21 protein-coding genes are annotated in these 23,541 nt (G+C 69.4%); 2 read left to right on the forward strand and 19 right to left on the reverse strand.

Annotation, left to right across the window (positions count from 1 at the left end; genetic code table 11):
- Positions 1-199 precede the first annotated feature (199 nt).
- The 6 genes from ED92_RS39550 to ED92_RS43735 all read right to left on the reverse strand — a co-directional run bounded on the left by ED92_RS39550 (position 200) and on the right by ED92_RS43735 (position 3,782).
- On the reverse strand, positions 200-754 hold the full coding sequence (locus ED92_RS39550) for a carboxymuconolactone decarboxylase family protein (RefSeq protein WP_037347771.1): 555 nt from the start codon (positions 752-754) through the stop codon (positions 200-202).
- Positions 726-1,202: a DUF6187 family protein gene (locus tag ED92_RS39555; protein WP_037347773.1), complete on the reverse strand. Its 477-nt coding sequence runs from the start codon at positions 1,200-1,202 to the stop codon at positions 726-728. The genes ED92_RS39550 and ED92_RS39555 overlap by 29 nt, the downstream gene beginning before the upstream one ends.
- Positions 1,195-2,514 carry an FAD-dependent oxidoreductase gene (locus ED92_RS39560; RefSeq protein ID WP_037347775.1) on the reverse strand — a complete coding sequence of 440 codons (1,320 nt, stop codon included), beginning with the start codon at positions 2,512-2,514 and terminating at the stop codon, positions 1,195-1,197. Before ED92_RS39560 ends, ED92_RS39555 begins: the two co-directional genes overlap by 8 nt.
- A gap of 8 nt (positions 2,515-2,522) precedes the next feature.
- Positions 2,523-3,008 (reverse strand): DUF6423 family protein, encoded by a 486-nt coding sequence (locus tag ED92_RS39565; protein ID WP_016332237.1) that lies wholly within the window; start codon positions 3,006-3,008, stop codon positions 2,523-2,525.
- Positions 3,009-3,248: 240 nt separating this feature from the next.
- Positions 3,249-3,557, reverse strand: coding sequence for a DUF6235 family protein (locus ED92_RS39570; RefSeq protein ID WP_016332236.1), 309 nt, complete (start codon positions 3,555-3,557; stop codon positions 3,249-3,251).
- Positions 3,558-3,659: 102 nt separating this feature from the next.
- A complete protein-coding gene (locus ED92_RS43735) occupies positions 3,660-3,782 on the reverse strand; it encodes a hypothetical protein (RefSeq protein ID WP_255355418.1) in 123 nt (40 codons plus the stop codon).
- Positions 3,783-4,099: 317 nt separating this feature from the next.
- Between ED92_RS43735 and ED92_RS43110 the strand changes: the two genes are divergently transcribed.
- The gene (locus tag ED92_RS43110; RefSeq protein WP_162836919.1) at positions 4,100-4,276 is read left to right on the forward strand and encodes a hypothetical protein; all 177 of its coding nucleotides are present in this window, start codon (positions 4,100-4,102) and stop codon (positions 4,274-4,276) included.
- 102 nt (positions 4,277-4,378) lie between these two features.
- On the opposite strand, the gene ED92_RS39575 is transcribed toward ED92_RS43110, so the two are convergent.
- The 6 genes from ED92_RS39575 to ED92_RS39595 form a co-directional block, all read right to left on the reverse strand.
- Positions 4,379-4,570, reverse strand: a complete 192-nt coding sequence (locus ED92_RS39575; protein WP_037347777.1) for an acyl-CoA carboxylase subunit epsilon — start codon at positions 4,568-4,570, stop codon at positions 4,379-4,381.
- An 11-nt stretch (positions 4,571-4,581) separates the two neighbouring features.
- A complete protein-coding gene (locus ED92_RS39580) occupies positions 4,582-6,123 on the reverse strand; it encodes an acyl-CoA carboxylase subunit beta (RefSeq protein WP_369797493.1) in 1,542 nt (513 codons plus the stop codon).
- A 158-nt stretch (positions 6,124-6,281) separates the two neighbouring features.
- On the reverse strand, positions 6,282-6,449 hold the full coding sequence (locus ED92_RS43115; protein WP_162836920.1) for a DUF6222 family protein: 168 nt from the start codon (positions 6,447-6,449) through the stop codon (positions 6,282-6,284).
- A gap of 16 nt (positions 6,450-6,465) precedes the next feature.
- The gene (locus ED92_RS39585; protein WP_037347782.1) at positions 6,466-7,038 is read right to left on the reverse strand and encodes a flavin reductase family protein; all 573 of its coding nucleotides are present in this window, start codon (positions 7,036-7,038) and stop codon (positions 6,466-6,468) included.
- A 1-nt stretch (position 7,039) separates the two neighbouring features.
- Positions 7,040-7,480: a thioesterase family protein gene (locus ED92_RS39590; protein WP_037347784.1), complete on the reverse strand. Its 441-nt coding sequence runs from the start codon at positions 7,478-7,480 to the stop codon at positions 7,040-7,042.
- A 1-nt stretch (position 7,481) separates the two neighbouring features.
- Entirely contained in the window at positions 7,482-13,301 is a 5,820-nt protein-coding gene (locus ED92_RS39595; RefSeq protein WP_037347786.1) for a type I polyketide synthase, read from the reverse strand.
- 231 nt (positions 13,302-13,532) lie between these two features.
- On the opposite strand from ED92_RS39595, the gene ED92_RS39605 reads away from it, so the two are divergent.
- A complete protein-coding gene (locus ED92_RS39605) occupies positions 13,533-14,975 on the forward strand; it encodes an alpha/beta hydrolase (RefSeq protein ID WP_052121288.1) in 1,443 nt (480 codons plus the stop codon).
- 72 nt (positions 14,976-15,047) lie between these two features.
- On the opposite strand, the gene ED92_RS39610 is transcribed toward ED92_RS39605, so the two are convergent.
- From ED92_RS39610 to ED92_RS39640, 7 genes are read right to left on the reverse strand one after another with little or no spacing between them, the layout of a single operon-like run.
- Positions 15,048-15,998, reverse strand: coding sequence for a carboxymuconolactone decarboxylase family protein (locus tag ED92_RS39610; RefSeq protein WP_052121290.1), 951 nt, complete (start codon positions 15,996-15,998; stop codon positions 15,048-15,050).
- A 2-nt stretch (positions 15,999-16,000) separates the two neighbouring features.
- On the reverse strand, positions 16,001-17,653 hold the full coding sequence (locus tag ED92_RS39615; protein WP_037347791.1) for a GMC family oxidoreductase N-terminal domain-containing protein: 1,653 nt from the start codon (positions 17,651-17,653) through the stop codon (positions 16,001-16,003).
- Positions 17,650-18,207 carry a DUF5987 family protein gene (locus ED92_RS39620; protein ID WP_037347793.1) on the reverse strand — a complete coding sequence of 186 codons (558 nt, stop codon included), beginning with the start codon at positions 18,205-18,207 and terminating at the stop codon, positions 17,650-17,652. The genes ED92_RS39615 and ED92_RS39620 overlap by 4 nt, the downstream gene beginning before the upstream one ends.
- Positions 18,208-18,212: 5 nt before the next feature.
- A complete protein-coding gene (locus ED92_RS39625; RefSeq protein ID WP_037347794.1) occupies positions 18,213-19,565 on the reverse strand; it encodes a cytochrome P450 in 1,353 nt (450 codons plus the stop codon).
- The gene (locus tag ED92_RS39630; protein ID WP_199755230.1) at positions 19,562-20,557 is read right to left on the reverse strand and encodes an enediyne biosynthesis protein; all 996 of its coding nucleotides are present in this window, start codon (positions 20,555-20,557) and stop codon (positions 19,562-19,564) included. Before ED92_RS39630 ends, ED92_RS39625 begins: the two co-directional genes overlap by 4 nt.
- The gene (locus tag ED92_RS39635; protein WP_037347795.1) at positions 20,554-22,518 is read right to left on the reverse strand and encodes a CRTAC1 family protein; all 1,965 of its coding nucleotides are present in this window, start codon (positions 22,516-22,518) and stop codon (positions 20,554-20,556) included. The genes ED92_RS39630 and ED92_RS39635 overlap by 4 nt, the downstream gene beginning before the upstream one ends.
- Positions 22,515-23,471 carry a DUF1702 family protein gene (locus ED92_RS39640; RefSeq protein WP_255355420.1) on the reverse strand — a complete coding sequence of 319 codons (957 nt, stop codon included), beginning with the start codon at positions 23,469-23,471 and terminating at the stop codon, positions 22,515-22,517. The genes ED92_RS39635 and ED92_RS39640 overlap by 4 nt, the downstream gene beginning before the upstream one ends.
- Positions 23,472-23,541 lie beyond the last annotated feature (70 nt).

The raw sequence follows: 23,541 nt of genomic DNA on the forward strand, positions 1-23,541 counted from the left end.
CCAGTGCCATGCATCATCGCGGGCATGTGCTTTTCACCTACGCCGGAAGATGTCTTTCGCCTGCTCCGTTTCCGCGATCATGGGCACCGAACGGCGTAATCGGCATCGTTCTCGACGACGGAAAGTGGCGGGCCGATCTCAGCGCGGCAGGGTGACCGCTCGTGGTCATCACACGCTTACCCGCACTCGAATGGAGCAGTCAGCGGGAAGCCTCTTCGAGCAGCCTCGCGAGGCCGGCGTAGCCGCCTTCCTTCAACCGCACGCCCGAGATCTTCGCGTAGGCGGCGTCGGCGCGGATCCCGAGCCCCTCGACCATCCGGTTCATGAAGTTGAACAAAGCGCAGACGAGGACGGCGTCATGCAGCGCGGTCTCGTCCCAGCCCGCCGCGTACACCGCTTCGGCGTCCGCGTCGGTCATCCGTGACGGAGTGCGCGTCAGCTTGCCCACGTAGGCCAGCACGGGCTTCATCCGGTCGTCCACGGGCGAGGAGTCGAGATCGGCCAGTGCGGCCGCCAGAAGTCCTTCCGGCACACCGAAAGCCTCCGCGGTGACGGTGTGGACCCCGTGGCAGTACCCGCAATCGTTGACACCGGAGACGTAGGCCGCGATCAGCTCCCGCTCCCCCGCGCCGAACGCCGACGGCGCCCGCATGAGCAGTTCGTGGAGGTCCAGCAGTTTCGCCGCGGGCGCGGGGAACTTCTGGAAGACCTGCAGCAGTGTGGTGTCAGTCGGCAAAGACCCGAGATAGGACATCCTGTGTATCGCTCCCGTTTTCCGGCGCCCGCCGGTGCTCGGCGAACACGTCGACGTCGTCGCGACGCAGCCAGCAGGCCGCGAGGCACGCCACCGATGCCGGCCCCAGCCCGGTCACCGTGGCGGTGACCCGCGCGGTGGCGTGTTCCCATTCTCGGCGCAGGGAGCCCGCCGCCGTCGTCTCCGGACCTGCTTCGATCAACGGGCGGACCGCGCGCCAGCGAAGGATTCCCGCCTCGACGAGCGCGCCGAGGCCGAGGTCGAGCGCCTCGTGCCGGGCCTGGTCCACGGCGAGCGCCACCAGCGCGGGTTCGTCGGCGAGCCGGGCCAGCCCGACCCCGGCGAGCAGGCGTTCGGCGTCCAGGCCCAGCAGGATCACCCCGGACTCGGTCGAGGGCGCGTCGTCGATCGACGGCAGGGTGAACCGGGAGTCGTAGGCTTCAGACACGGGCGACGTCCTTTGTGGCCATCCTCAGCGGGGTGTCCCGGCGCAGGTTCCCGGCGACCGCCGCCGCGACCCGGGCGGTGGCGACCCGATGGCCGTCGATGTTGCGGGCGGCCGGGCCCAGCGCCATCCCCGCGGCCGCGCCGACGGCGAAGACCCTGGGCGCGCCGGTGTAGGCGAAGGTGCGTTCGTCCAGCCTCGGCCAGCCGCCGCGATCGAGCACGGCCTCGTCGGGCATCAGGCCGTCGCCGATCGACGGCGTGGTCCCGAGCGCAAGGACGACATGGTCCACGGAAACCCGCGAACCGTCTTCGAGGTGGAGCCCGACGCCCGGGGTCACCTTCGTGATCGCCTTGCCCCGATGCACGATCAGCCGTCCCTCGGCTTCGGCGGCCTCGAGCATCGGCCGGAACTCGAACATGATCGACGCGCGCCGGAACCGGCCCATCAGTTCGAGTCTTTCGGACCAGCTCACTCCGTCGAAGCGAGCACGGCCTTCGGGACGGAAGAACGACGAGTTGACGTCGGCGCACTGATAGCGTTCGCCCGCTTCGCGGACCACCCAGTGCACCTCGCGCCCTTGGGCGAGGCCGTTGGAGATCAGATGTGCGGCGGTGAGTCCCGCGCCGACGACGGCGAGCCGTTTCCCGCCGCCGGGAACGGGTTCGTCCCAATAGGTCACGCCGCGCGGCGGATGGCCGCCGCCCCACCAGGTGTCCGGGGCGGACCGGCGCTCCTCGCCGAGGCAGAGCACGACGTGGCGCGCGGTGACGGAGAACCGGTCCGCGCGCACGGTGACCGCGTCGGAGGTCGGCAGCACCTCGCGCACCGAGCCGCGCCAGGTCCGTTCGGTGACGTGATGGCTCGCGGCCAGATGACGGCAATAGGCCTCGAAGACGTCGACCGGGACGACCGAGCGATGTCCGGCCTGCGCCATGCGGATCTCCCGGCGCTCCACCGGGGTCAGCACCGACCAGTGCAGCCGCGCGAAGTCCAGCAGTTCGCAGTCGCGGTAGCCCTCGACGCCGGGGTGGTGTTCGTACGGCGACCGCAGCACGCGCTGGCCGAGCAGGTCGACGCGGTCGAAGAACCGGCCGCAGGGACGGCCGTCGCGGTCGACGAGGACGAGGTCGCGAACGCCGTGGTGCCACAGGGCGGAAGCGACGGCGAGCCCGGCCGGACCCGCCCCGACGATCACGACGTCGGCGGCGGACGGCGGCTCGGGGGTGATCGCCGCACGGGAACCGGGGACGACCGGCCACTCCCGCCCGCGCGGCGATTCGAGCAGATGCGGTTCCGGGACGAAGGTGATCACCGGCGTGCTCAGCCGATCACGGTCACCGGGACGATCAGCTCGATCACGGGGCGCTGCTTCATCCCGTTGCTGATCAGTTCGTCCAGTGTCTGCTGCGACTGCTCGGCGGTGTCGGTGGCGATCGGGCTGTAGCGGGAATAGGAGTAGGTCGGCTTCCGCCCGCCGGCGTCGAGCGAGTACACCTTCAGCACGGCTTCGCCGGGCCGGACCTCACCGTCGTAGAAGGTGAGACGGCGCTGATCCGGTGTCATGAAGGATTTCGAGAACTGGCGGGAAAGCACGAGGGTGTCGGCGTCGTTGACGAAGGTCGAGTCCTCGTCGGTGACGACCTGCATCGCGACCCAGGTCTTGTCGGTCAGGTTGGTCTCGGATTTGATCACCTGCCAGCGGCCGGGTTCGGGGAGATTGACGCTGACCGAGATGTCGTGCTCGGTGGTGTCGATGGCGCCGGAGATCATCAGCACCCTCCGGCGGACGTCGGCGACCCCGGCCATCTGGATGTCACGTGCGCGCACCCGTGTGGAAACATCCAATCCAGGGAATTCAGGAGATGACATCTTTCATGCCTCCAGACCTCGACGACCGCAATTCCAGACCGGCAGAATTTCCCCATCCGCAAACACTCGCAGAATTTCACGCCGAACTGGACGATGTCAAGGTGAGGAACACATGATCCACTGGTACGAAAGGCTGCCGGTACCGGGGCGCGGACTGGGCCGTTCAGCGGTACCGGCTCAGGAGCCGTCGACGTCGTCGGCCCATGCCGCGGCGGGTGTCCCGTGCTCCAGCGCGCCGATGTAGACGATCTCGAACGAGGAATCGGTCCGTTTGAGTCCTATCCTGATGACGAGGTCGTGTTTCACCAGAATGATGAACTGATGCGGATCGCGGCCATCTCCGAAAATGTCGTAAATGAGGAACGCGGATCCGTCGGCCACCGCGAAAAGCGCTTCGTAGATGACATTGCGGTCAGCCTGCGGAGCATTGATCGCCCATTCTTCCAGCACCTGCAAACCCGACGTGAGCTGGAGGCGCATAGCCATCCGAAGGCCTCCTCGTGGTCTGGCCGGTTCGCGGGCGATCTTCATTCTCGCGCGCGCGATACCCGGCGGTCTTCTTCGTCCGTGCTGTCGTACGGGGGTGGGCTAGTTGTAGCCGAGGACGATGTGCTCGGCCGGGAAATCGTTTTCGGCGGCCTGCCTCGGCTCCGGGACGAACGCCGTCGCGTCGGCCTCGACGGCCCCGCGCGGGTCGAGATCATCGGTCACGACCCAAATTCGCACCTGTGCCGTCATGGCGTTCCTCCCGGCCTTCGATGAACGACTCACTTGACAACCAAGGATGACCCCGTCCGATCGGGAGCCGGTCGTGACGCGATCGAGGATGCCGGGCGCGCGCGATGCGCAAAGGAAAAGTCGCCGGTGACCGGGTGCCGGTAGTGCCCTTGTGGTACCCCGAAACCCAAGGAGCACGCCATGACCGAACGTCTCGACCCGTATGAGATCTATGCCGAGGACGAGCTCGACGTCGACCTGCTCGGCCTGTCGTGGCCCGACCCCTCGGTCCCCGAGCAGCGGGACCGGCAATGAGCGCGGCGGAGCGGCAACGGACCTGCGCGGCCTGCGGGGGCGCGTTCGAGCCCTGGGAGCGAACGGAGCTGGAGACGGTGGTCGACGGCGGGATCCTTTACGTCGCCGTGCACACCGGCCACAGTACGTATCCGCCGCGGCGGGAGACCGAGGCCGCGCGCCGGCTCGCGTAAGGACACGCCGCGAAAGGCGGGCGTTCGGTACAGCTGGTCGTGAGTGGCGTTTCGGGTTCTAACCCGAAACGCCACTCACGACCAGTACGGAACGCGCGCGGCTCAGCGCAGCGCGGAGGTGCGCCAGGTCGGCGCGACGAGCGGCGACCAGGCCGACCGGGCCGGCGCCGCGGGCGGGGGCGCGGCCGAAGCCAGCGCGGTGAAGACGGCGACGAGCGCCGCGAGTTCGGCGTCTTCCGGGTCCCCCCGCAGGACCCGGAAGACCGGCGCACTGTCCATTCCGGACGGTGACATGGTTCCCCCGTTCAGATCGGGTGGTTGCCGTGCTTGCGCTGAGGCGCCGCCTTTCGCTTGTCCTGCAGCATCTCCAGCGCTCTGGCGACGGCGGACCGGGTGTCCGCCGGGTCGATGATGTCGTCGACCAAACCGCGTTCCGCCGAATACTGGGGGTTCATGAACTCCTCGGTGTACTCGGCGACCAGGTGCGCGCGCAACGCGTCCGGATCGGGTGCGACGGCGAGATCCTTGCGGAACAACACGTTCACCGCGCCCTCGGCGCCCATCACGGCGATCTGGTTGGTCGGCCACGCCAGCGAGAGGTCGGTCCCGATGGACCGCGAGTCCATCACGATGTACGCGCCGCCGTAGGCCTTGCGCAGGATCACCTGCACACGCGGCACGGTCGCCTCACAGTACGCGTGCAGCAGTTGCGCCCCGTGCCGGATGATCCCGGAATGCTCCTGTTCGACACCCGGCAGGAAGCCCGGAACGTCCACGAGGGTCACCAGCGGGATGCTGAACGCGTCGCAGAACCGCACGAATCGCGCCGCCTTCTGCGACGCCGGGCCGTCGAGCACGCCGGCGAACACCACCGGCTGGTTGCCGACCAGGCCGACCACACGCCCGTCGACCCGCGCGAGCGCGCACAACACGTTCTGCGCCCACCGCTCGTGCAGCTCGAAGAATTCGCCGTCGTCGGCCAGTTCCGAGAACACGTCACGCATGTCGTAGGGCTTGTTCGGCTCCACCGGGACGAGTTCGGCGAACCGCGGCCGCCGGTCCTTGCCCGCGTCCTGCGACGGCTCGCGAGGCGCGGGGTCCAGGTAGTTCGACGGAAGCAGCGACACCAGGTACCGGACGTCGGCGAGGCAGCTCTCCTCGTCGTCGTGCACCACGGTCGCCACCCCGGACGACGCGCCGTGCACGTCCGCGCCGCCCAGTTCGTCGTGACTGACCCGTTCCCCGGTCACGGTTTCGACGACGTCCGGCCCGGTCAGGTACATGCGGGCGGTGTCGCGCACCATGAAGACGAAATCCGCGAGCGCGGGCGAATACGCCGCCCCGCCCGCGCACGGCCCCAGCACCACGCTGATCTGCGGGATGACGCCGGACGCCTCGACCTGGCGGCGGAAGATGCCGCCGTAGCCGTTGAGCGCCATGACCCCTTCCTGGATCCGCGCTCCCCCGCTGTCGTTGAGCCCGATCAGCGGCGAGCCGGTGGCGATCGCCAGATCCATCACCTTCTGGATCTTGGCCGCGTGCGCCTCGCCGAGCGAACCGCCGAAAACGGTGAAGTCCTGCGCGTAGACGAACACGCGCCGTCCGTCGATGGTGCCCGAGCCCGCGATGACGCCGTCGGTGTACGGCCGGTTCTCCGCCAGCCCGAGCCCGCTCGCCTGATGCCGCCGGTACAACTCGACCTCGGTGAAGGAATCGGGGTCCAGCAACAGATCCAGCCGTTCGCGCGCGGTGTGCTTGCCGAGCGAGTGCTGACGGCGGACGCCGTCGAGCCGTCCGTCGACGATGTGCTCGCGCAGTTCGTCGCGCTGGGTACGCAGCAACGGCATCGTCGGTTCCGGTGGATGCACCGGCTCGGCACCGCGGGCGAGCGGGATCACCCGCCCGTCGGTCGGCCTCGGGATCCGGGAGCGCCGCAGCCGGTCTTCCGGCAGCGGCACCACCTCGGAATCCTCCGTGCGCTGGGCGCCCGGATCGCCCTGCAGGGTCACGCCGCCTCCCTCATACGGGCCTCGCGCTCGAGCTCGTCGAGTTCGATCTCGCGCACGATGTCGCGCCAGCACACCCCCCGTCCGAGGCGGGGCATCGTGGTCACCACCGGCGGCCGTTCGGCGACGGGCGCCGGGGCGGGCGTGGCGGATTCGTTGGTGGTCATGACATTTCCTCTCCTGTCAGGCCGATGCCCGGATGCGGCCGTCGATCTGGTGGTAGCCGCCGCTGTAGAAGACGAGCGAGTCCTGCGCGGTGCCGCGGCTGGAGGCGACCACCTTGCCGAGGAAGATCGAGTGGTCACCGCCTTCGTAGACCTCCGCCAGCTCGCATTCCAGCCACGCCAGCGCGCCGTCGAGCAGCGGGGCGCCGGTCTGCGGTCCGGCCGTCCAGTCCACCGAGTCGAACTGGGCGATCCCGGCCGGGCGACGCCAGTCCGCGAAGTACTTCGCCAGATCCTTCTGGTCCGACGCCAACACCGTGACCGCGTACGAGCCCGCCGTCACGATCGCCTCGTGCATCCGGGCCGCGCGGGAAACGCAGCACAGCACCATCGGCGGCTCCAGCGACACGGAGGTGACGGCGTTGGCGGTCATCCCGTGTGCCCGTTCGCCGCCGGCGGTCAGCACGGTGACCCCGGTGGCGAACTGGCCCATCACCTCCCGCAGGCCCGCCTGCGCGGACAACCGGCGCCGGGCGACGGGCGTCGGCAGCCGTTTCAGCACCGGCCGCGACGGTTCCTCCAGCGTGCCCACGTCATTCCCCCTTGCCGTCGACCGTGTACGGGGCCAGCGCCTCACGCAGCTGTTCGGGCACCCGGCTGGGCACCGTGGCCGTGTTCGGGCCGCGCATGCACGCGATCCGCTGCCGTCCGCGCGCCACCAGCCGCTCGCCTTCCGCGGTGAGGTGGACGTAGTCGAAGGTGAACTGGATCTGGGTCTGGGTCAGCTCTTCCAGCCGCAGCCGGATGGACAGCTCGTCGAACGCGGTGATCTCCGCGTAGAACTCGCAGTCCACCTTGAGCGTGAACAGCTTGAGGTCGTGGCGGACCTCTTCGAGCACCGCGGGCGCCTTCTCCTTCAGGAACATCTCGCGGCACCGGCCCTGCCAGCGCACGTAGTTCACGTAGTAGACGTTGCCCACCAGGTTGGTCTCTTCGAATCCGACCGTGTGGAGGATCTCGTAGTAGTCGGCCATGTCAGCTCTCCTCTCCCTGGAGCACCGCGAAGACCACGGGATCGGTCCGGTCGTTGACGGTCGTCACCCAGGTGGCGATACGGGCGGCGCCGTGCGAAAGCACCGCCCAGCCGTCCGGATCGACCCGGTGCACGGTGAGCGCCTGCGTCATGTCCCCGGTCTTGCGCACGCATTCGAGCGCGCTCCAGACCCTGGTGTGCGCCACCGAAAGCGGCTCGCGGGCGTCCGCGGCCAGCAGTTCGCCCACCGCGAGCAGATCCTCGCCGAGCAGGCCCGCCCAGTCCTCCGGCGTGCGTTCGATCGCCGTTTCGACGTCGCACGCGATCCGGCCGTCGCCCGCGATCGCCAGGGTGAGCTCGGCGCTGTGCGACGCGCTCACCTCGACCCCGTCGGCCTCCGGTTTCCCGTCCGGGCGGTAGCGGATCTCCAGCGGCGCGTCGACGGCGCGGCCGGCGGCCAGTGCCGTCTGTGCCCGCCGCTCCGGCGTGGTCTCCACCGAAACGCCCACCGGATCCGGTTCGACGACGATCGCGCGGGACGAGCCGAGCAGCCGTTCGACGGAACGCTCCAAATAGGACCCGAGCATCGACGGGACCCACGGTCCCTCTCCGTCGCGTTTGCGCACCGCGCGCAGCTTCAGCCCCTCCCACCGCTCGACCAGCTTGCCGTCGGGGTTGCGGACGTCGAGGTCGTAGACGTAACTGTCACCGTCCTGCGCACGCTCGCGGGCGTCGAGGAGCACGTACTCCGGGTGCTGCTCACCGGGTTCGGCGAGGTAGAGCCGCTCGATTCCTTGCGGCAGCAGGGTCGCGTCCGGGACACAGCACTGGATCGCGTGCATCATCGCGTCACGGGTGCCCGGGTCGGCCAGGAGCTGTTCCTGCGGGAGGAACGGCGCGAACCAGTCGACCTCGGCGCCGGTCGCGATCTCCGCGACCGCATGCCGCGCGCTGGCCCGCCGGTAGCCGGTGACCCGCTGGAATCGCTTGCCCTGGAACAGGACCGTGCCGTAGAGCTCGGTCGTCGGGTCCACCGGAACCGGCGGCAGCGCGACGTCGCGGGCGACGGTGTCGCCGAGTGGATCCGGCCGGGAGAAGCTCAGCCGGGCCCGGAAGTGGTCAGCGCTGAAGCCGGTCTCCCCGCTGCGCAGCACCACGTCCACCGTCTCGGCGTCCCGGGCCAGCGCGGCGAGCCGGATCGTGGTCGACCCGCCCGGCGAGACGATGATCGGGCGCAGGAACTCGACGTCGGAGAACACCGGCGCCGGCAGGGTTTCCGCGGCCAGCGCGGCCTTGGCGACCTGGGTCATCGCCTCCATGCCGATCACCGCCGGGAACAGCAGCTGACCGTCGAGCAGGTGGTCGGCCAGATACGGGTCGCTGCCCGCGGACAGGTCGGCCTCGGTGATCAGCTCGACCCCCGGGTAGTGCACGACGGCGCGGTCGACGAAGCGGGTCAGCGGCAGTTCACGCTTCTCCACCGGCAGGGTGGCCAGCCCGGCGGTGCGGCCGCAGACGACCAGTACCGACGGGGCTGCCGGGTCGCCGACGACCTGACGGAGGATCTCGATGCCCTCCTCGGTCGGGATGGGCGTGATGCCGTCGCGCATCAACGCGCTGACCACCCCGAGCTTTTCGCCCATCCCGGTCCCGGACCAGACCGACCATTCGAGCGCGATCGCCTTGGCCCCAGGGTGTTCCCGGCCGAACCGCACGGTCAGTTCGGTCATCCAGTCGTTGGCCGTGGCGTAGTGCGCCTCACCGCGCAGGCCCGCCCGGCCGATGATGCTGCCGAAGGTCACCAGCAGCTTGATCTTGTCCTTGTCGACGGCGTCGAGGACGGCGTTCAGACCGCCGATCTTGGGCGCCAACGTCTTGCGGAAGCTCTCGTCGGTCAAGGAGAACAGCGCGGCGGGCTCGTTGCGGCCCGCGCCGTGCAGTACCGCGGTGACCGGGCCGAATTCGGCCTGCACCCGGCCGATCGCGTCGGCCACCTGCCGTGCGTCGGTGACATCGGCACGTTCGTAGCGGTAGGTGAGGCCCGCCGCCGCCATGCGGCCGAGGTTCTCCGACAGTTCGGCGTCGTCGGCCGGGTCGCTCCGGCCGAGCAGCGCCAGTTTCGCGCCGGAATCCTTGGCCAGCGCCAACGCGCTCTCGGCGGTGATGCCCTTTCCGCCACCCGTGACGAGCAGGACGTCGCCGGTGTCCAGCGGGGTGCCCTCGGCCTCGGCCGGGGTCAGCGCCGCGAGCTTCGGCACCGTGCGGACTCCGGCAGAGTCGTAACGGACTTCGCTGAAGTCGGTCGTCGCCGCCACTTCGGTGACCACAGTGGACACCGCGGCGTCGAGGGCTTCGGGATCGACCGGGCTGAGGTCGGCCAGGTCGACGATCGTGGTGCGGGCCGACGGGTCCTCCAGCCGGAGCGTCTTCGCCAGCCCGGAGGCGCCGAGACCGTGCTGCACCACGACGAACCGCGTGCCGTTGGGTGCGGCCAGCACCGCACGGCCCGCGTCGAGGAACAGGCCGACGTCGCCGGAGCCGCTGTCGGCGTTCAGGCAGAGGAGGACGCCGTCGCCGACCCCCGCCGTGGCCAATGCCGCGCGCAGCGGCTCCGCCAGCGGATGACCGGCCGGGGCGAACGCCGTCCACTCCGCGGTGGAGATGCCGGTGGCGAGATCGGGCGACGGCTTCGGCGCGACGACGTACTCCACCGCGAACGGCCGCACCCACGGCCCGACGCCGGCGACCTCGGCCTGGTTGCCGTCGGCGGGTTTGGCGGTCTGCGCGAGTTCGTCGATCATCTCGGCGAGTTCGCCGAGGCACACGGTCGCGAAGTTCGGCATGCCCTCCAGCGCCGGGCGGCCGAGCGCCCTGGTCACGTCGTTGACCAGCTGGCCGACCGTGATCGACGAAAGGTGCAGATCGTCGAGGGGATGCGTGTCGGCGGTGACCGCTTCGAGCGGCAGCTCGACGCGTTCGGACGCGAGCTTGCGCAACAGGTCGAGGGTGCTGCTGCCGCCGCTTTCCGAAGCCGTTCCGGCGGCCGCCTCGGCGGGCTCGGCGACGCGGTCGCGGGTCAGGACGGCGCCGATCGACGGCGCGGCCTCGCACGGGCTGGCGAGGAACGAGAACTCGCCGTCCACGGGCAGGGGCCGCACGACGCGGCCGGCGAACAGCGCGGACGTCTCCAGCGGCGCGCCGAACGCGAACGCGGCGCCGGCGACCTTGAGCACCGGGGCGAGCGTCAGGCTGTCGGTGTCGATCGAAAGCACCGGGGTGCCGGGCGCGATCGTGCCCAGCAGACCGGTGAGCACGCGGCCGGGGCCGACCTCGATCACCAGGTCGCTGCGCTCGGCGACCTTCGCGGCCGCCTCGCGGAAGCGGACCGGCAGGACCACCTGGTCGCGCAGCAAATCACGCAGGTCCTCGGCGGCGTGCAGGACGTCACCGGTCACCGTGGAGACGACGGGCCGGTCGAGCCGCGCGAAGTCGATCGCGGCGAGTTCCCCGGTCATCGCCTCGGCGGCCGGGACGACCGCGGGCGAGTGGAAGGCATGCGAGACGTTGATGCGGGCGGCGGTGACCCCTTCCGCGCGGGCACGGGCGACCACGCGGTCGATCGCCTCCGCCGGTCCGGAAAGGACGGTCTGCTCGGGCGCGTTGTAGCCCGCGATGACGACCTCTTCGCCCTCGGCGAGCCCTTCGGCGACACTCGGCGTGGCCGCGATCGCCGCCATGGCACCGTTCCCGTCGCTGGCGGTCGCCATCACCCTGCCGCGGATCTTGGCCAGCTTGAGCACTTCGCGTTCGGTGAGCGCGCCGCCCCAGTGCAGGGCGGTGAGCTCGCCGAGGCTGTGGCCCGCGACCGTGCCCGCCTCGATGCCGAGGCTCTTCAGGACCCGCAGCCCGGCCAGCGAACCGGTGACGATACGCGGTTGGGCGACGTCGGTGGCGACCTGGTCGGCGCCGGTGGACAGATTCGCGGCGCGGTAGATGTCGTCGGCGTGCGCGAAGCGTTTGCGCAGCGCGCCGACCCTGCCCTGCCCGGAACCCTGGCCGGGGAACAGGAACCCGATCTTCGGGGACTGGGAACGGGAGCCGGCGAAGATGCCTTCCTTGGCGGAGAAGACTTCGGGCTCCCCTTCACCGAGAAGATCGAGGAGTTTGGCCAGTTTGCGCTCGGCGTCGTCCGGACCGGCCGCGACGATCGCCGCCCGGACGGGCTTTCCGGTCAGCTCGGCCGAAAGCGTGCCCGCGAGGTCCGCGAGTTCGGCGAAGGAAAGCTTCGGCACGATCTCCAGCAGACCGGTCACCCGGCCGCGCAGCGACGCGGCGTCTTCGGCGTCGAGGAGCAGCAGTTCGCTGTCCTGCCGTCCGGCGACCAGCGACCTGGTCCGCTCGTCGAGCTCCTTGCGACGGGCCGCGCCCGGCGCTTCGGTGACGGTGACGTGCGAGTTGATGCCGCCGAACCCCATCGCGGAGACACCGGCGCGGACCGGCTGGTCCGAAGGCCACAGCCCGGCCTCGGCGGGCACGTACATCCGCGCGGAGTCGCCGACCAGCGATTCGTGCGGTTCGAAATGGCCGGTCGCGGGCGGGATGACCTGGTGGTACACCGCCAAGGTCGCCTTAATCAGCCCGGCGACCCCGGCCGCGGCCTTGGTGTGGCCGATATTGCCCTTGATCGTGCTCAGTGCGGCCCGCTCGGCGAGCGGATCGGCGTCGCGGCGGGCGGTGGAGAGCGCCTCGATCTCGGTGGCGTCGCCCAGCGCGGTGCCGGTGCCGTGGCCCTCGAAGTAGGAAACGGTCTCGACGCCGTACCCCGCCTTGTCGTACGCCCGCTTGAGCGCGAGGCGGTGCCCCGAGGCCTCGGGGCGGGTGATGCCGCCCTTGCCGTCGGACGAGACACCCCAGCCGCCGATGGTGGCGTAGATCCGCTTGCCCTGCGCGATCGCGTCCTCTTCGCGCATCAGCACGAGCATTCCGGAACCCTCGCCGGGCCAGAATCCGTTGGAATCGGCGTCATAGACCTTCATCTCGCGTTTGGCGAGCGCGCCGGTCTTGGCGAACCCGATCACCTCGAACGGGTCGATCGACAAGTCGACACCACCGGCGATGGCGACGTCGAGGTCGCCTTCCGAAAGCGCGTTCGCCGCCGTGACCACGGAAAGCAGCGACGACGAGCAGGCACCGTCCACAGTGAACCCGCCGCCGCCGAAGTCGAAGAAGTTGCAGACCCGGCCGGCGATCGTGTTCGCCAGCCCGCCCGCGAGCGTGTCCTCGTCGATCTCCGGGAAAGGTGCCTTGTACTGCGCCTCGAGATCGTGGAGGAATTCGGCGGTGTCGCCGTCGGCCCAGCCGCGCTCGGCGAGTGCCGCCGCGACCGTGCGGCGCACGTACGGCCAGCGCAGCCGCATGATGTTGGCACGGGAGAACTCGCCGGTGAGACTGTTGCCGATGACCACGCCAGTGGCGGATTTCGGCAGCCCCTCGCCCTCGGGGAAGCCCGCGTCGGCCAACGCCTGCGCGGCGACGTCCAGGGCAAGCCAGTGCGTGGTGTCGGTCGAGCGGAACGTGCTGCCCGCGACCTTGTACTTGATCCGGTCGAATTCGTAGTCGCGGAGGACCGCGGCCTTCTGCGCGTAGAAACGGTCCGGTGCCTTGGGGTCGGGCGAGTAGTAGTCCTCGCGGTTCATCCGCTCGTCGGGCAGCCTCCGGAACGCCCGGCGGCCGGCGAGGACGTTCTCCCACAGCTCTTCCGGGGAACCGGCGTCCGGGTATCGGAGACCGATACCGACAATCGAAATCCGCTCAACGCTCATGCCACCGCACTCCCCTAGCTCTCAACCACTCAAGTCACGGAATCCGGTCCCGGCGCCGGGCTCTGTCCCCAGATACGCGGCCGCCGTCCGTTCGCGCAGTCCGGTCAAGCATGAACCGGGGGCGGACGCGGAGTCTTCTCTCAAGTTGTTGACCGGGATCGGTCATCTGGCCGAGTGATCCGGGCCGATCGGCCAGTGCCGGGCACTGTCCACTGTGGCTAGCGTGGGCGGATGAGCACCCGCAAGACCACGATCGCACTGGCCGCCGTCGCGCTCGTCCTCTCCACCGCGGCCCCGGCGATGGCGGCGTCCTCCGCGCTCGCCTGGGCCCCGTGCGCGGACCACGAAACCGCCCGGTGCGCGACCCTGACCCTGCCCGTCGACCGCGCCGATCCGGGCAAGGGCACCTTCGGGATGGCGGTCGCGCGGATTCCCGCGACCGATCCGGGGCGCCGGATCGGTGCGCTGGTCGTGAATCCGGGCGGGCCGGGGGCGTCCGGGGTCGACTTCGCGTTCAAGAGCGAAGCGTTGTTCCCTGAGGAGATCCGCTCGCGCTTCGACATCGTCGGATTCGATCCGCGGGGTATCGGGGCCAGTCAGCCCATTCAGTGCGCGAGCGGACTCGTGCGAGGACTCGCCGCCGCGACACCCCGGAACCAGGCCGAATTCGACCGGCTCGTGGCGGACAACCGTGCCCTTCGCGACGACTGCCGCGCCCGCAGCGGCCCGCTGTTCGACCACGTCGACACCGGGGCGGTGGCCGACGATCTGGACGATCTCCGCATCGCCCTCGACGAACCGGCGATCAGCTATTTCGGTGTCTCGTACGGCTCCCTCATCGGGCAGCAGTACGCGCGACAGCACGGCGACCGTCTGCGTGCCGCGGTCCTGGACGGCAACATGGACCACAGTCTCGGCTTGACGGACTTCGCCGCCACCGCGGCCGGGGCGGCGGAGGACGCGCTCGCCGAGTTCGCCTCCTGGTGCTCGGCTTCGACGGAGTGCGCGCTGCACGGCGAGGACGTGCTCGCCCGCTGGCGGGAACTGCTGACCGCGGCCGACGAAGGCAAGCTGTACGAGGGTGAACCCACCAACCCGAGCTCCCCTTGGTACGTCCTCCAGACCGCGTACGGAAATCTCAGCCGGGCGGACCTGGCGGGCCTCGGCCGGTTCCTGGCCAGTCTCCACATCGGGACTCCCGACGCACAGCCGGACTCCGCGGTCACCACGGCCTCCGGCGACACCGTCTCGAATGGACGGTTGCCCGTGCTGTGCCAGGACTGGGACATGCGCGTCGCCGACCAGGGACAGCTCGACCGGCTCGTCGCCGCGGAACGGGCGGCGGCCCCGAACATGCGCTACTCCACCGAATTGCGCGAAGCCTGGCTCGGTTGCGCGGGCTGGCCGTCCGAGGTCAACAATCCGCCGGCGCCCGCCCGCGTCGACCCGCGCACGCCGACCATCCTCCTCACGAACCCGAAGCACGATCCGGCGACCGGCCACGCGTGGGCGGCGAACGTGCACCGTCAGCTGCCCGCCAAGACCGCGCTGCTCACCTACGACGGGATCGGGCACACCGCCTATCCGTGGAGCGGATGCGTCCGGGGCCTGGCGAACGCCTACCTGCTCGACGGGTCGCTTCCCGCTCCGGGCACCGTCTGCCCGGCCGACTGAGCGCGGCGGGATGTCGCGAAAGCCACGTTCGGGACGCCAGATGTCTCGAACGTGGCTTTCGCGACACCGGTGCTAACCAGGAAGCGGGGCGACCGAAACAGCGCGGGCGGCGGCAGTGAAACTCGCCCACCCCACCAACTCGACCAGCTCCCGATCACCCAGCCCCGCGGCCGCCACCAAAGCGTCGTCCACCTGATAAGGCGCCTTCGCGACCACCAAGGCCAAGCGCACCGCGTGATCGTCGTAGGCGTCCACCCAGGACCGGCTCAACCCGGGTGGCGCACCGTCCCAAGTGGACAGTTCACGCTCCACGACGTCCCGCACGGACGAAGGCACCGGCAACGCGGCGAACGCCGCCGAAGCACGCGAGAACGCGTCCTCGACCACAGGATTGCCCGCGGCCCAGGCGAAATCCCGGGAGCCGACCGGCAGCAGGTCCAGCGACTCCCCTGGCGGAGCCCCTGTCACCGGCCGAAGGAACCGCCCCAAGACGGCCTTCGCCCTCGCCCGCGCCGAATCCGGCACGGTCGGCGGCAACGGTGACGGCCCGAGGAAAACGCTCACCACCCGGTTCAGGTAGTGGAACGCGAACGCGACCGCGGTCAGCTCCGACCGGGCCCCCGCCGAAAGGGTCCCCGCACGAGGATCCGGCACGGGACTGCCCGAGGCGATCGCCGCGGCCTCGGAGGAACGCCCGAGCGAGTCCAGCGCCATCCCGTGGACCTCGACACAGTACGGACACGAGTTCCCCCGCGACACCAGTGTCGCGACGATCTCCCGGTCCGCCCGGCTCGTCTCCCCCGCCGCCACCAGCGATTCCCGCAGCATCACCCAGCTCGCCGCGAGCACCGGCGGTGACGGCGAATGCACCGCCACCGGCGGGGCCAGCATCCCGAAATCGCGTTCCAGCCGTTCGTAGACGTCGCGTACGAGCCCGGTCGCCCGGCCGAAGGGAACCGGCCGGACGTACCGGGCTTCACACACCGCGCGCCGCAGCGCGAGCCTCACCAGCACGGGTGCCACGCTCAGCTCCCGGCCACCAGCGACAGCTTGCCGACCGCCCGCCGCCCGGTGATGGAACCGTCCGGAGCGGGGGCGCCGTACGTGACGTCGACACCGCGAGCCTGCAAAGCCCGCACGATCCCCGGCACCGAACGCTCGGCCAGCGCCGCGATCGTCATCGCCGGGTTCACCGTCAGCGCGCCCGGCACGGAAGCGCTGTCGGTCACGAAGATCCCGGGGTGATCACGGAGTTCGTGGTTCGGGTGCAGCGCCGAGGTCACCGGGTCGTCACCGATCCGGCACGACGCCAGCGGGTGCACGGTGTACGCGCCGACGACGTCGTTGGTCCACGGCGCCACCTTCGCCAGGCCGTCCTTCTCGAGGATCTCCTTGCATTCCGCGTCGGCCAGCGCCCAGCCGTGCCGGGTGTTCGGCGTCGGGTCGTACTTCAGCGGGCCACGGCCGAGCATCTGCTGCGAGATGCGGTAGGCGTTGCCGGTGGGCGGCGGCGCGCCGAAGACACCCTCGTTGTCGTCCTCGGTCATCAGGAAGATGGTCAGCCAGGAGGCCCACTTCTTGAGGATCTCCTTCTTCTGCACGCCGAACCAGCGTGGTTCGTCGCCGTCCGGCACCTGCGCGAGGATCGTGCCGAGCCCGGGCGGGAAGTACAGCTGCTCCAGCGAATACCGCTCGTACTCCGGCAGCGAACCGTCGAGCTTGTCCCAGTTCGCCACCGTCGGGCCCTTGCCGATGTGGTTGGCCTCGTAGACCTTCCCGTCCTCACGGGACAGCCCGAGCACCTCGCGGACGCGCTCCTCGTTGATGATGGCGGTGTTGAGCCGTTCCCCGTTGCCCGAGAAGTACCGGCCGACCGCGTGCGGCATGGTGCCGAGCGCCGCCTCCGAACGCTGCAGGATCACCGGAGTCGCGCCGGCGCCCGCGGCGATGATGACGACCTTAGCGTCGATCGTCCCGCTGCCGGACTGGAGCCGGTAGTCCTCGTCGTCGACGATGTTGAAGTGCACGCGGTAGTCGCCGTCGTCGATCCGCTCGATCCGCTGCACCTCGTGCAGCGGCCGGATCTTCGCGCCGTGCGCGAGCGCCGCGGGCAGGTAGTTGGTCAGCAGCGAGCGTTTCGCGTCGAACCGGCAGCCCGCCATCATGAAGTTGCAGTTCACGCAGCGGTCGTTGTCCACCGCGACCGGGGCGGGGTTGGCGGTGCGGCCGGAGTGGTTGCAGAACGCGGCCCACAGCCCGCCCGCGTACGAGACGTCGTTCCAGTCCTGTGTGGACACCGGGAGCGACTCCGAAACCCGGTCGTACCAAGGCTCCAGCGTGTCGCGCGTCAACACCGAAGGCCACATGCGACGGCCGATACTGCCATGACGTTCGAACACGAACTTCGGCGCGCGGGGCATCGCGGCGAAATACACCACGCTGCCGCCGCCGACACAGTTCCCGCCGAGCACGCTCATCCCGTCGCCGACGACGAAATCGAAAGCCCGGGTGTAGGACGAGCCGAGCAGATAGTCGTGCTCGAACTCCTTCGCCTCCAGCCACGGCCCGCGTTCCAGCACGGTGACCTTCGCCCCGCCCGCGGCCAAGTGGTAGGCGGGGATGGAGCCACCGAACCCGCTGCCGACGATGACGACGTCGGTCTTGTCGTAGGCGGTCATGCGGGACTCCCGGAAGGCGTGGTGTCGGGGTGGACTCTGGCCAGCTCGCGGCGATAGGAGAACTTGGGGAACCGCCACAGACCGTCTTCGTCCGGCGCGGTGTACCCCATCGCCAGCAGGCCGGGGTGGCCCTCGGCGATGGCTTCGGCGGTATGCTTGTGCGCCGCGCTGTCGAAGGACATGTTGCAGAACAAGGCGAGGCTGACCCAGCCGTCCTTCTCCGGATGTCCCGGCGCGGTCAGCGACCGCACGAGCGCCGTCCGGTCCGCGAAGGACAGCGCGACGAACGGCGGCAGCGACTCGTCGAGTGTGACGTCGTGTTCCTTGGCGTAGACCTTCGCGTGGTCGTTGAGGGACTGCGCCAGATAGGGCAGCCCGACGGTCACCCCTGTCGCCTCGGTGTGCAGCAGTTCGAGCGCGCCCGCGACGACCGCGCCCGGTCCCGGCGAAGCGCCGGCGATGGCGTGGTCGCCGGGGAAACGCTTCTCCCCCGGCACGATCGTGTCCGCGTAGGCCTCCAAAGTGGACACCTCGACCTGTTCGTCCGAATCCACGGAACCTACCTCCTGTTCCTGGTGTGCACGGTCATCGGCAGCCCGCCGCGCACCCGGAGCGACAGCATCGCCTCGGGAACCACGTCGTAGCCCGGGAGCTTTCTGAGTTCGAGGTCGCGCAGGACCATCGTCAGCACGAAAACGGCCTCCATCACGCCGAGGCTGTTGCCGATGCAGAACCGCGGCCCTGCGCCGAACGGGATGTAGGCGTAGCGGGGCCGCCCGCTGGGCCGGTCCGGGTCGAACCGGTCCGGGTCGAACCTCTCCGGCTCCGGCCAGAAATCCGGATGCCGGTGCAGGGTGAAGGGCACGACGACGACGTCGGATCCGGCGGGGATGTGATAACCGCCGATCTCGTCGTCGGCCTGCGCGACCCGCGGCAGCAGCCACACCGGCGGGTACAGGCGCATGACCTCTTCGACGACCCTCGCCGTGTACGGCAACCGGTGCAAGTCCTCGTGCGTCGGCAACTGGTCGCCCAGCACCGCGTCGGCCTCGGCCCGCAGTTTCGCCGCGATCTCCGGATGCTCGTCGAGCAGATGGAACGCCCAGCCGAGCGTGCTCGCCGTCGTCTCGTGCCCGGCCAGCAGCAGCGTGATCAGCTCGTCCCGCATCTGCTCGCGGGTCCCGTCGGTGGCGATGAGCCGCGAAAGCACGTCCTCGCCGTTCTCGACCGGGTTGGCCAGCCGCTGCTGGACGAGTTCGTCGGCGATGCGGCGGAGGTCGTCCCGCGATTCCCGGAATCGCACCTGTTTCTTCAGCGGCGCCCATTGCGGGACCATGCTCAGCGTCACCGCTTCGAACATCGCCTGGTCCTGCACGGCCTCGAACGAGTGCCCCAGCGAGGTGAACCCGCCGAGATCCGCGTCGAGCAGCGTCTTGCCGAGCACACCGAGGGTCAGCCCGGTCATCTCGTGCAGGATCTCCACGGGTCCTTCGGTGTCCCGCAAGCGTTTCACGAGTCCTTCGACCTCGTTCGCGACGACCGAGGCCTGCCGCGCGATCCGCTTGGGCTGGAACACCGGCTGGATGGTCCGGCGCTGCTTCTTCCAGACGTCGCCGTCGCTGGTGAGCAACCCGTCGCCGAGCGCCCGTCGCGCCTCCTGGAGGCCGATTCCCTTGTGGTAGTTGGCCGCGTTGTCCGCGAGCACGTGTTTCGCCAGTTCGGGGTGGTTCACCAGGTACATCGTCTTGGGACCGATCGCGATCCGGACGACGTCCCCGTGTGCCTTGGCCGAATCCGACATGAGCGCCAGCCGGTCGGTGAAGAGCTTCTTCAGCAGACCGAAGGTCGCCCGGCGCGGCGGCCCGGGGGGCGCGAGACGCGCCCCCCGGGTGGTTTCCGCACCGGTGGTCATGCCGCCACGGCCCCGGTTTCCGTCTCCGGCTTCCCGGCCGGCTTGGGCAGGGACGTGATCTCGGCCGACTTCGCCTGCTCGGCCTCCCACTTCTCGGTCGCCTTCTTGGAGAAGTGCAGGCCCCACAGGAACATCCCGCGGATGAGGCAGACCAGCGCGGTGGCGAGGAACAGGCCGTAGGCCACGTGCACGATCATGAAGAACCCGTACGCCAGCGCCACCCCCGAACCGAACAGGATCTGCGACGCGGGCTTGGACGGGGTCGTCCCCGGGTCGGTGACCATGTAGTTCGTGTAGAGCACGAAGGCCACACCGGTCATCATCCCGAGCGCGCCGGGGATCGCGGTGTCGAACACCAGACCACGGATGATCGCCTGCAGCGCGAAGGTGATCAGCCAGGCGCCGATGAGCCACATGCGCTGGGTCAGCATCGCGTTGAGCACGGTGCCCGACACCATGATGATGCCGACGATCAGCCAGCCGACCCACGAGTCGACCTGCTCGGTGAAGTGGTACGGCGGCGCGATGCTCGCCCAGGGGAACACCAGCAGGATGATCGTGATGCCGAAGTTCGACGGGTTCATGTAGTGGCGCAGCCTGCCGCGCACCGGGGCCTGCAGCACCCACTTGGCGCCGACGGCGACCACGACGCCGAACATCATGACCAGCACCTGGTCGTTGACGTAGGTGAGCATGTTCAGCGCGAGACCGGTGATATGCGCGGGGAAGAGGAATTCCACCAGTCCCTTGAACCCGTTGCCCCGGAAGCGGACGTCGCGTCCCTGGACGCGGGCCCCGATGATCTCCAGCAGGATTTCCGTGGTGTACGCCGTGGCCAGCGCGATGAACGGATAGGTGTAGGGCTGCTCGAAACCGAGCACGGTGTAGCCGATGATGTTGAAGATGGTGATCGAGATCGCGAACCGGCGAAGGGCCGTGATCGTCTTGTTGCTCTTCGGTGCCGTGAGTGTCTGCTCAGCCATGACGGTCATTTCTCCTTAGCCTGAGCGCCGAGCTGGAACGTGTGGTCGCCCGGGGTCAGCTGGACTTCCTGCGTGCGGATCTGCCCGGTCAGGTCGCGCCACTGCAGGCAGACCTTCACCGGCCCGGTGACCTTGCCCAGCCCGATCTGGATCTCGTGGCTGCGCTTGCCGGAGTGGCCGCTGCCGCCGTCGACGCGGTCCATGTACTTCTTGCCGTCGGGGGTGACGACGGTGACCTGCGCGCCGATCGCCGCGGTACCCGCCGCCTTGAGCGGACCGTCCGCCGAAGCCTTGTCGTGCACCAGCTTCAGGTTCAGGTACGACCCGGTGTCAGGGCTGACGTTGTGGTAGAAGATCGGCTGCTCCCACTGGCGGGCCACGGCGAAGTCGAGCTTGCCGTCGCCGTCGGCGTCACCGGTGGCGATACCGCGGGTGGGCACCGGGACCGCGAGACCGAGGCGCGGGGCCAGGTCGGTGTAGCGGCCGTCGGAGCTCTTGGCCCAGAAGTGCAGCGTGTGGTCGCCACCGACGTCGTCACCGGCGACCATGTTCGGCCAGAAGTACGGGTGCTTCAGCAGTTCGTCGTTCGAGGTCGCCAGCTCCTGCAACTGCGGCCAGCGGTTGACGTCGCCCTTGACGAAGCCGGTCGCCTGGGTGATGACCGATTCTCCGCTGTTGTTGTAGTCGGCGATCTTGACGTCCCAGCCCCAGCCGGACCAGGCGGTGCCGGCCTGCGCGCTGCGGTCCACCCACGGCGCCTCGCCGCCCTGCAGCCGGCCACGCAGATCCGCGGTGTCCTTGGCGGTGTTCATGAACTGGAAGTGGCTTTCCTCGATACCCCAGGACGTCGTGATGTTGCTGACGTACAGGTCGTAGAGACCGTCGTGGTCGAGGTCGGCGAAGTCGACGCCCATGCCCTTGAAGGAGTCGTTGCCGATCACCTTGGACTTCGGCTCGTTGGGCCCGCGGATGCCCTTCACCTCGGCGAATTCGACGTGCCCGGGGCGGGACTTGTTGTACAGCAGGCGGTCGTGGCCGAAGTCGTTGCCGATGTAGAGCTCCGGAAGGTTGTCCCCGTCGACGTCGGTGGCGCTGGCCGCCAGCGACCAGCCGCCCTGGGAGTCGGCCGGGATGGCCTTGTCGTCGAGGGCGAACGTCGCGCTCGGCTTCGCGCCCTGCGTGGCGCCGGTGAACCGCAGGATGTACTTGCCGCCGGCGTTGTCGGCGTGCGACATCGACTTGTTCATCTCGACCCCGCCGGAGACGCGGTCGTCCAGCACCGCGCTGTCGGGGAAGTAGTTGCCGATGAAGATGTCCTGGTGGCCGTCGCCGTCGAAGTCACCGACCGAGGCGGCGTTGGTGTTCCACAATGGACCGGCGTACTCACCGTTCTTGGAGTTGTTGCCCGGCACCAGTTCCACCGGCTCGTAGGCCTTCGGCTCCAGCTTCGTGGCGCCCGGCTTCGCGAGGAACAGGATCGGCGTGCGGCCCCAGTAGTAGGCCAGGAGGTCGACCCGGCCGTCCTCGTTGTAGTCCGCGGGCACGCAGCCCATCGGCGCGATGTACTTGCCCATCGGCAGCGGCGCCGCGTCGAGCGCGAACGGCGCGTAGCGGTCGCCGCCCTTGCCCGGCGTCGGGGTGATCACCAGCTGATCGCTGCGCGGGTCCACGAAACACAGGTCGTTCGCGAGCTTGTCGCCGTCGAGGTCGTTGACCGCGATCGCGGCGCCGACCGAGGAGATCCAGGCGCGGATGTGCTCGTACTCCTTGTTCACCGTCCGGATCGACTGGCTCTTCGCCGCCTCCGGCAAGGCGATCGTCAGCGGCTCGAACGCGTACTTCGAAGCCATGGTGTCGGCCTCGGCGGTCGAGACGGTGGGCAGCTGCGCCACCACGAACAGTCCCGCCATCAGCACCAGCGCCACGATGCCCGCAAGCTGCTTGCGGAGCCAGCCCAAGGTCGCGGTCATTTCCCTGCACCTCCAGAGTTGAGAACCTCAGCGGCGATGCGCTGTCGCCAGGTTTCGAATGCCGGGAGTTCGCCGTCGACCACGGTCGCCGGGCGCACCTCCTGGGTGATGGCCGCGGCCCGCTCGGCCGGCAGCCCGCAGATCGCCCGCGTGGCGACCTCGGTCTCGGGGATCAGCAGCCCCGCGCGGACGCGGGCTTCGGCGGCAAAAGCGCTGCCCTGGGCGAGGTTCCCGCGGTGCTCGCCGGCGAACTCGGCCAGTTTCAGCAGTTCGTCACCGGTGACACCGCACGCGTAGGTCGAGGCGAGCCCGATGCCGGCGTAGAGGTCTCCGTGCCGATGCTCGGGGAATCGCGCGACCGTGTCGGCGACCAGGTCGACGTCGGTACCGCAGATGAACCACAGCGCCCGCCCGATGCCCTGGTCGATCGCCCGCAGCGCGTAGCCGTCGTTTCCGGGCGGCCACGAGAAGTCCGGGTCCTGGAACTGCCCGTCGACGTACTTCGCCGTCTTGAAGTAGGCCTGGTGGAAGCCGTAGCCGTCGAGCACCAGCCAGCGCAGCAACGGGTCGAAGTCCTCGGCGGACGGCCAGCGGAAGCGCGGCAGACGGGCCATCGCCCAGCCGACGCCGACGTAGATGATGTAGTCGTGCTTCTCGCCGGGGCCGTCGAGGAACCGCTCGATGTGACGGCGGCCGCCGCCCGGCAGCCCGTCCAGCATTCCGTAACCCATTCCCGCGCCTTCGTAGGCGAAGCCGCGGTATTTCACCGGAATACGTTCGAGCCATTCTTCCGCCTGTTCGACGGACCGTGCTTCGACCGCGTGCGCGTAGCCGAGCAGGAACTTCTCACCGACGGTCTCCAGCAATTCTTGAGCGGCCGGGCTCTTCTTGTGGAAACCGCGCTTGTCCAGTGACGTCTCGGAGACGTCCGGCGTGATCATGCGACGTCTGATCGTGCGCCAACCATTGCCCAACGCACTCTCCCCCTAACGGGTGGATTCGAATTCCGGATTGCTTTAAAGG

It is taken from the genome of Amycolatopsis sp. MJM2582, from assembly GCF_000754115.1.
GTDB lineage: Bacteria > Actinomycetota > Actinomycetes > Mycobacteriales > Pseudonocardiaceae > Amycolatopsis > Amycolatopsis japonica.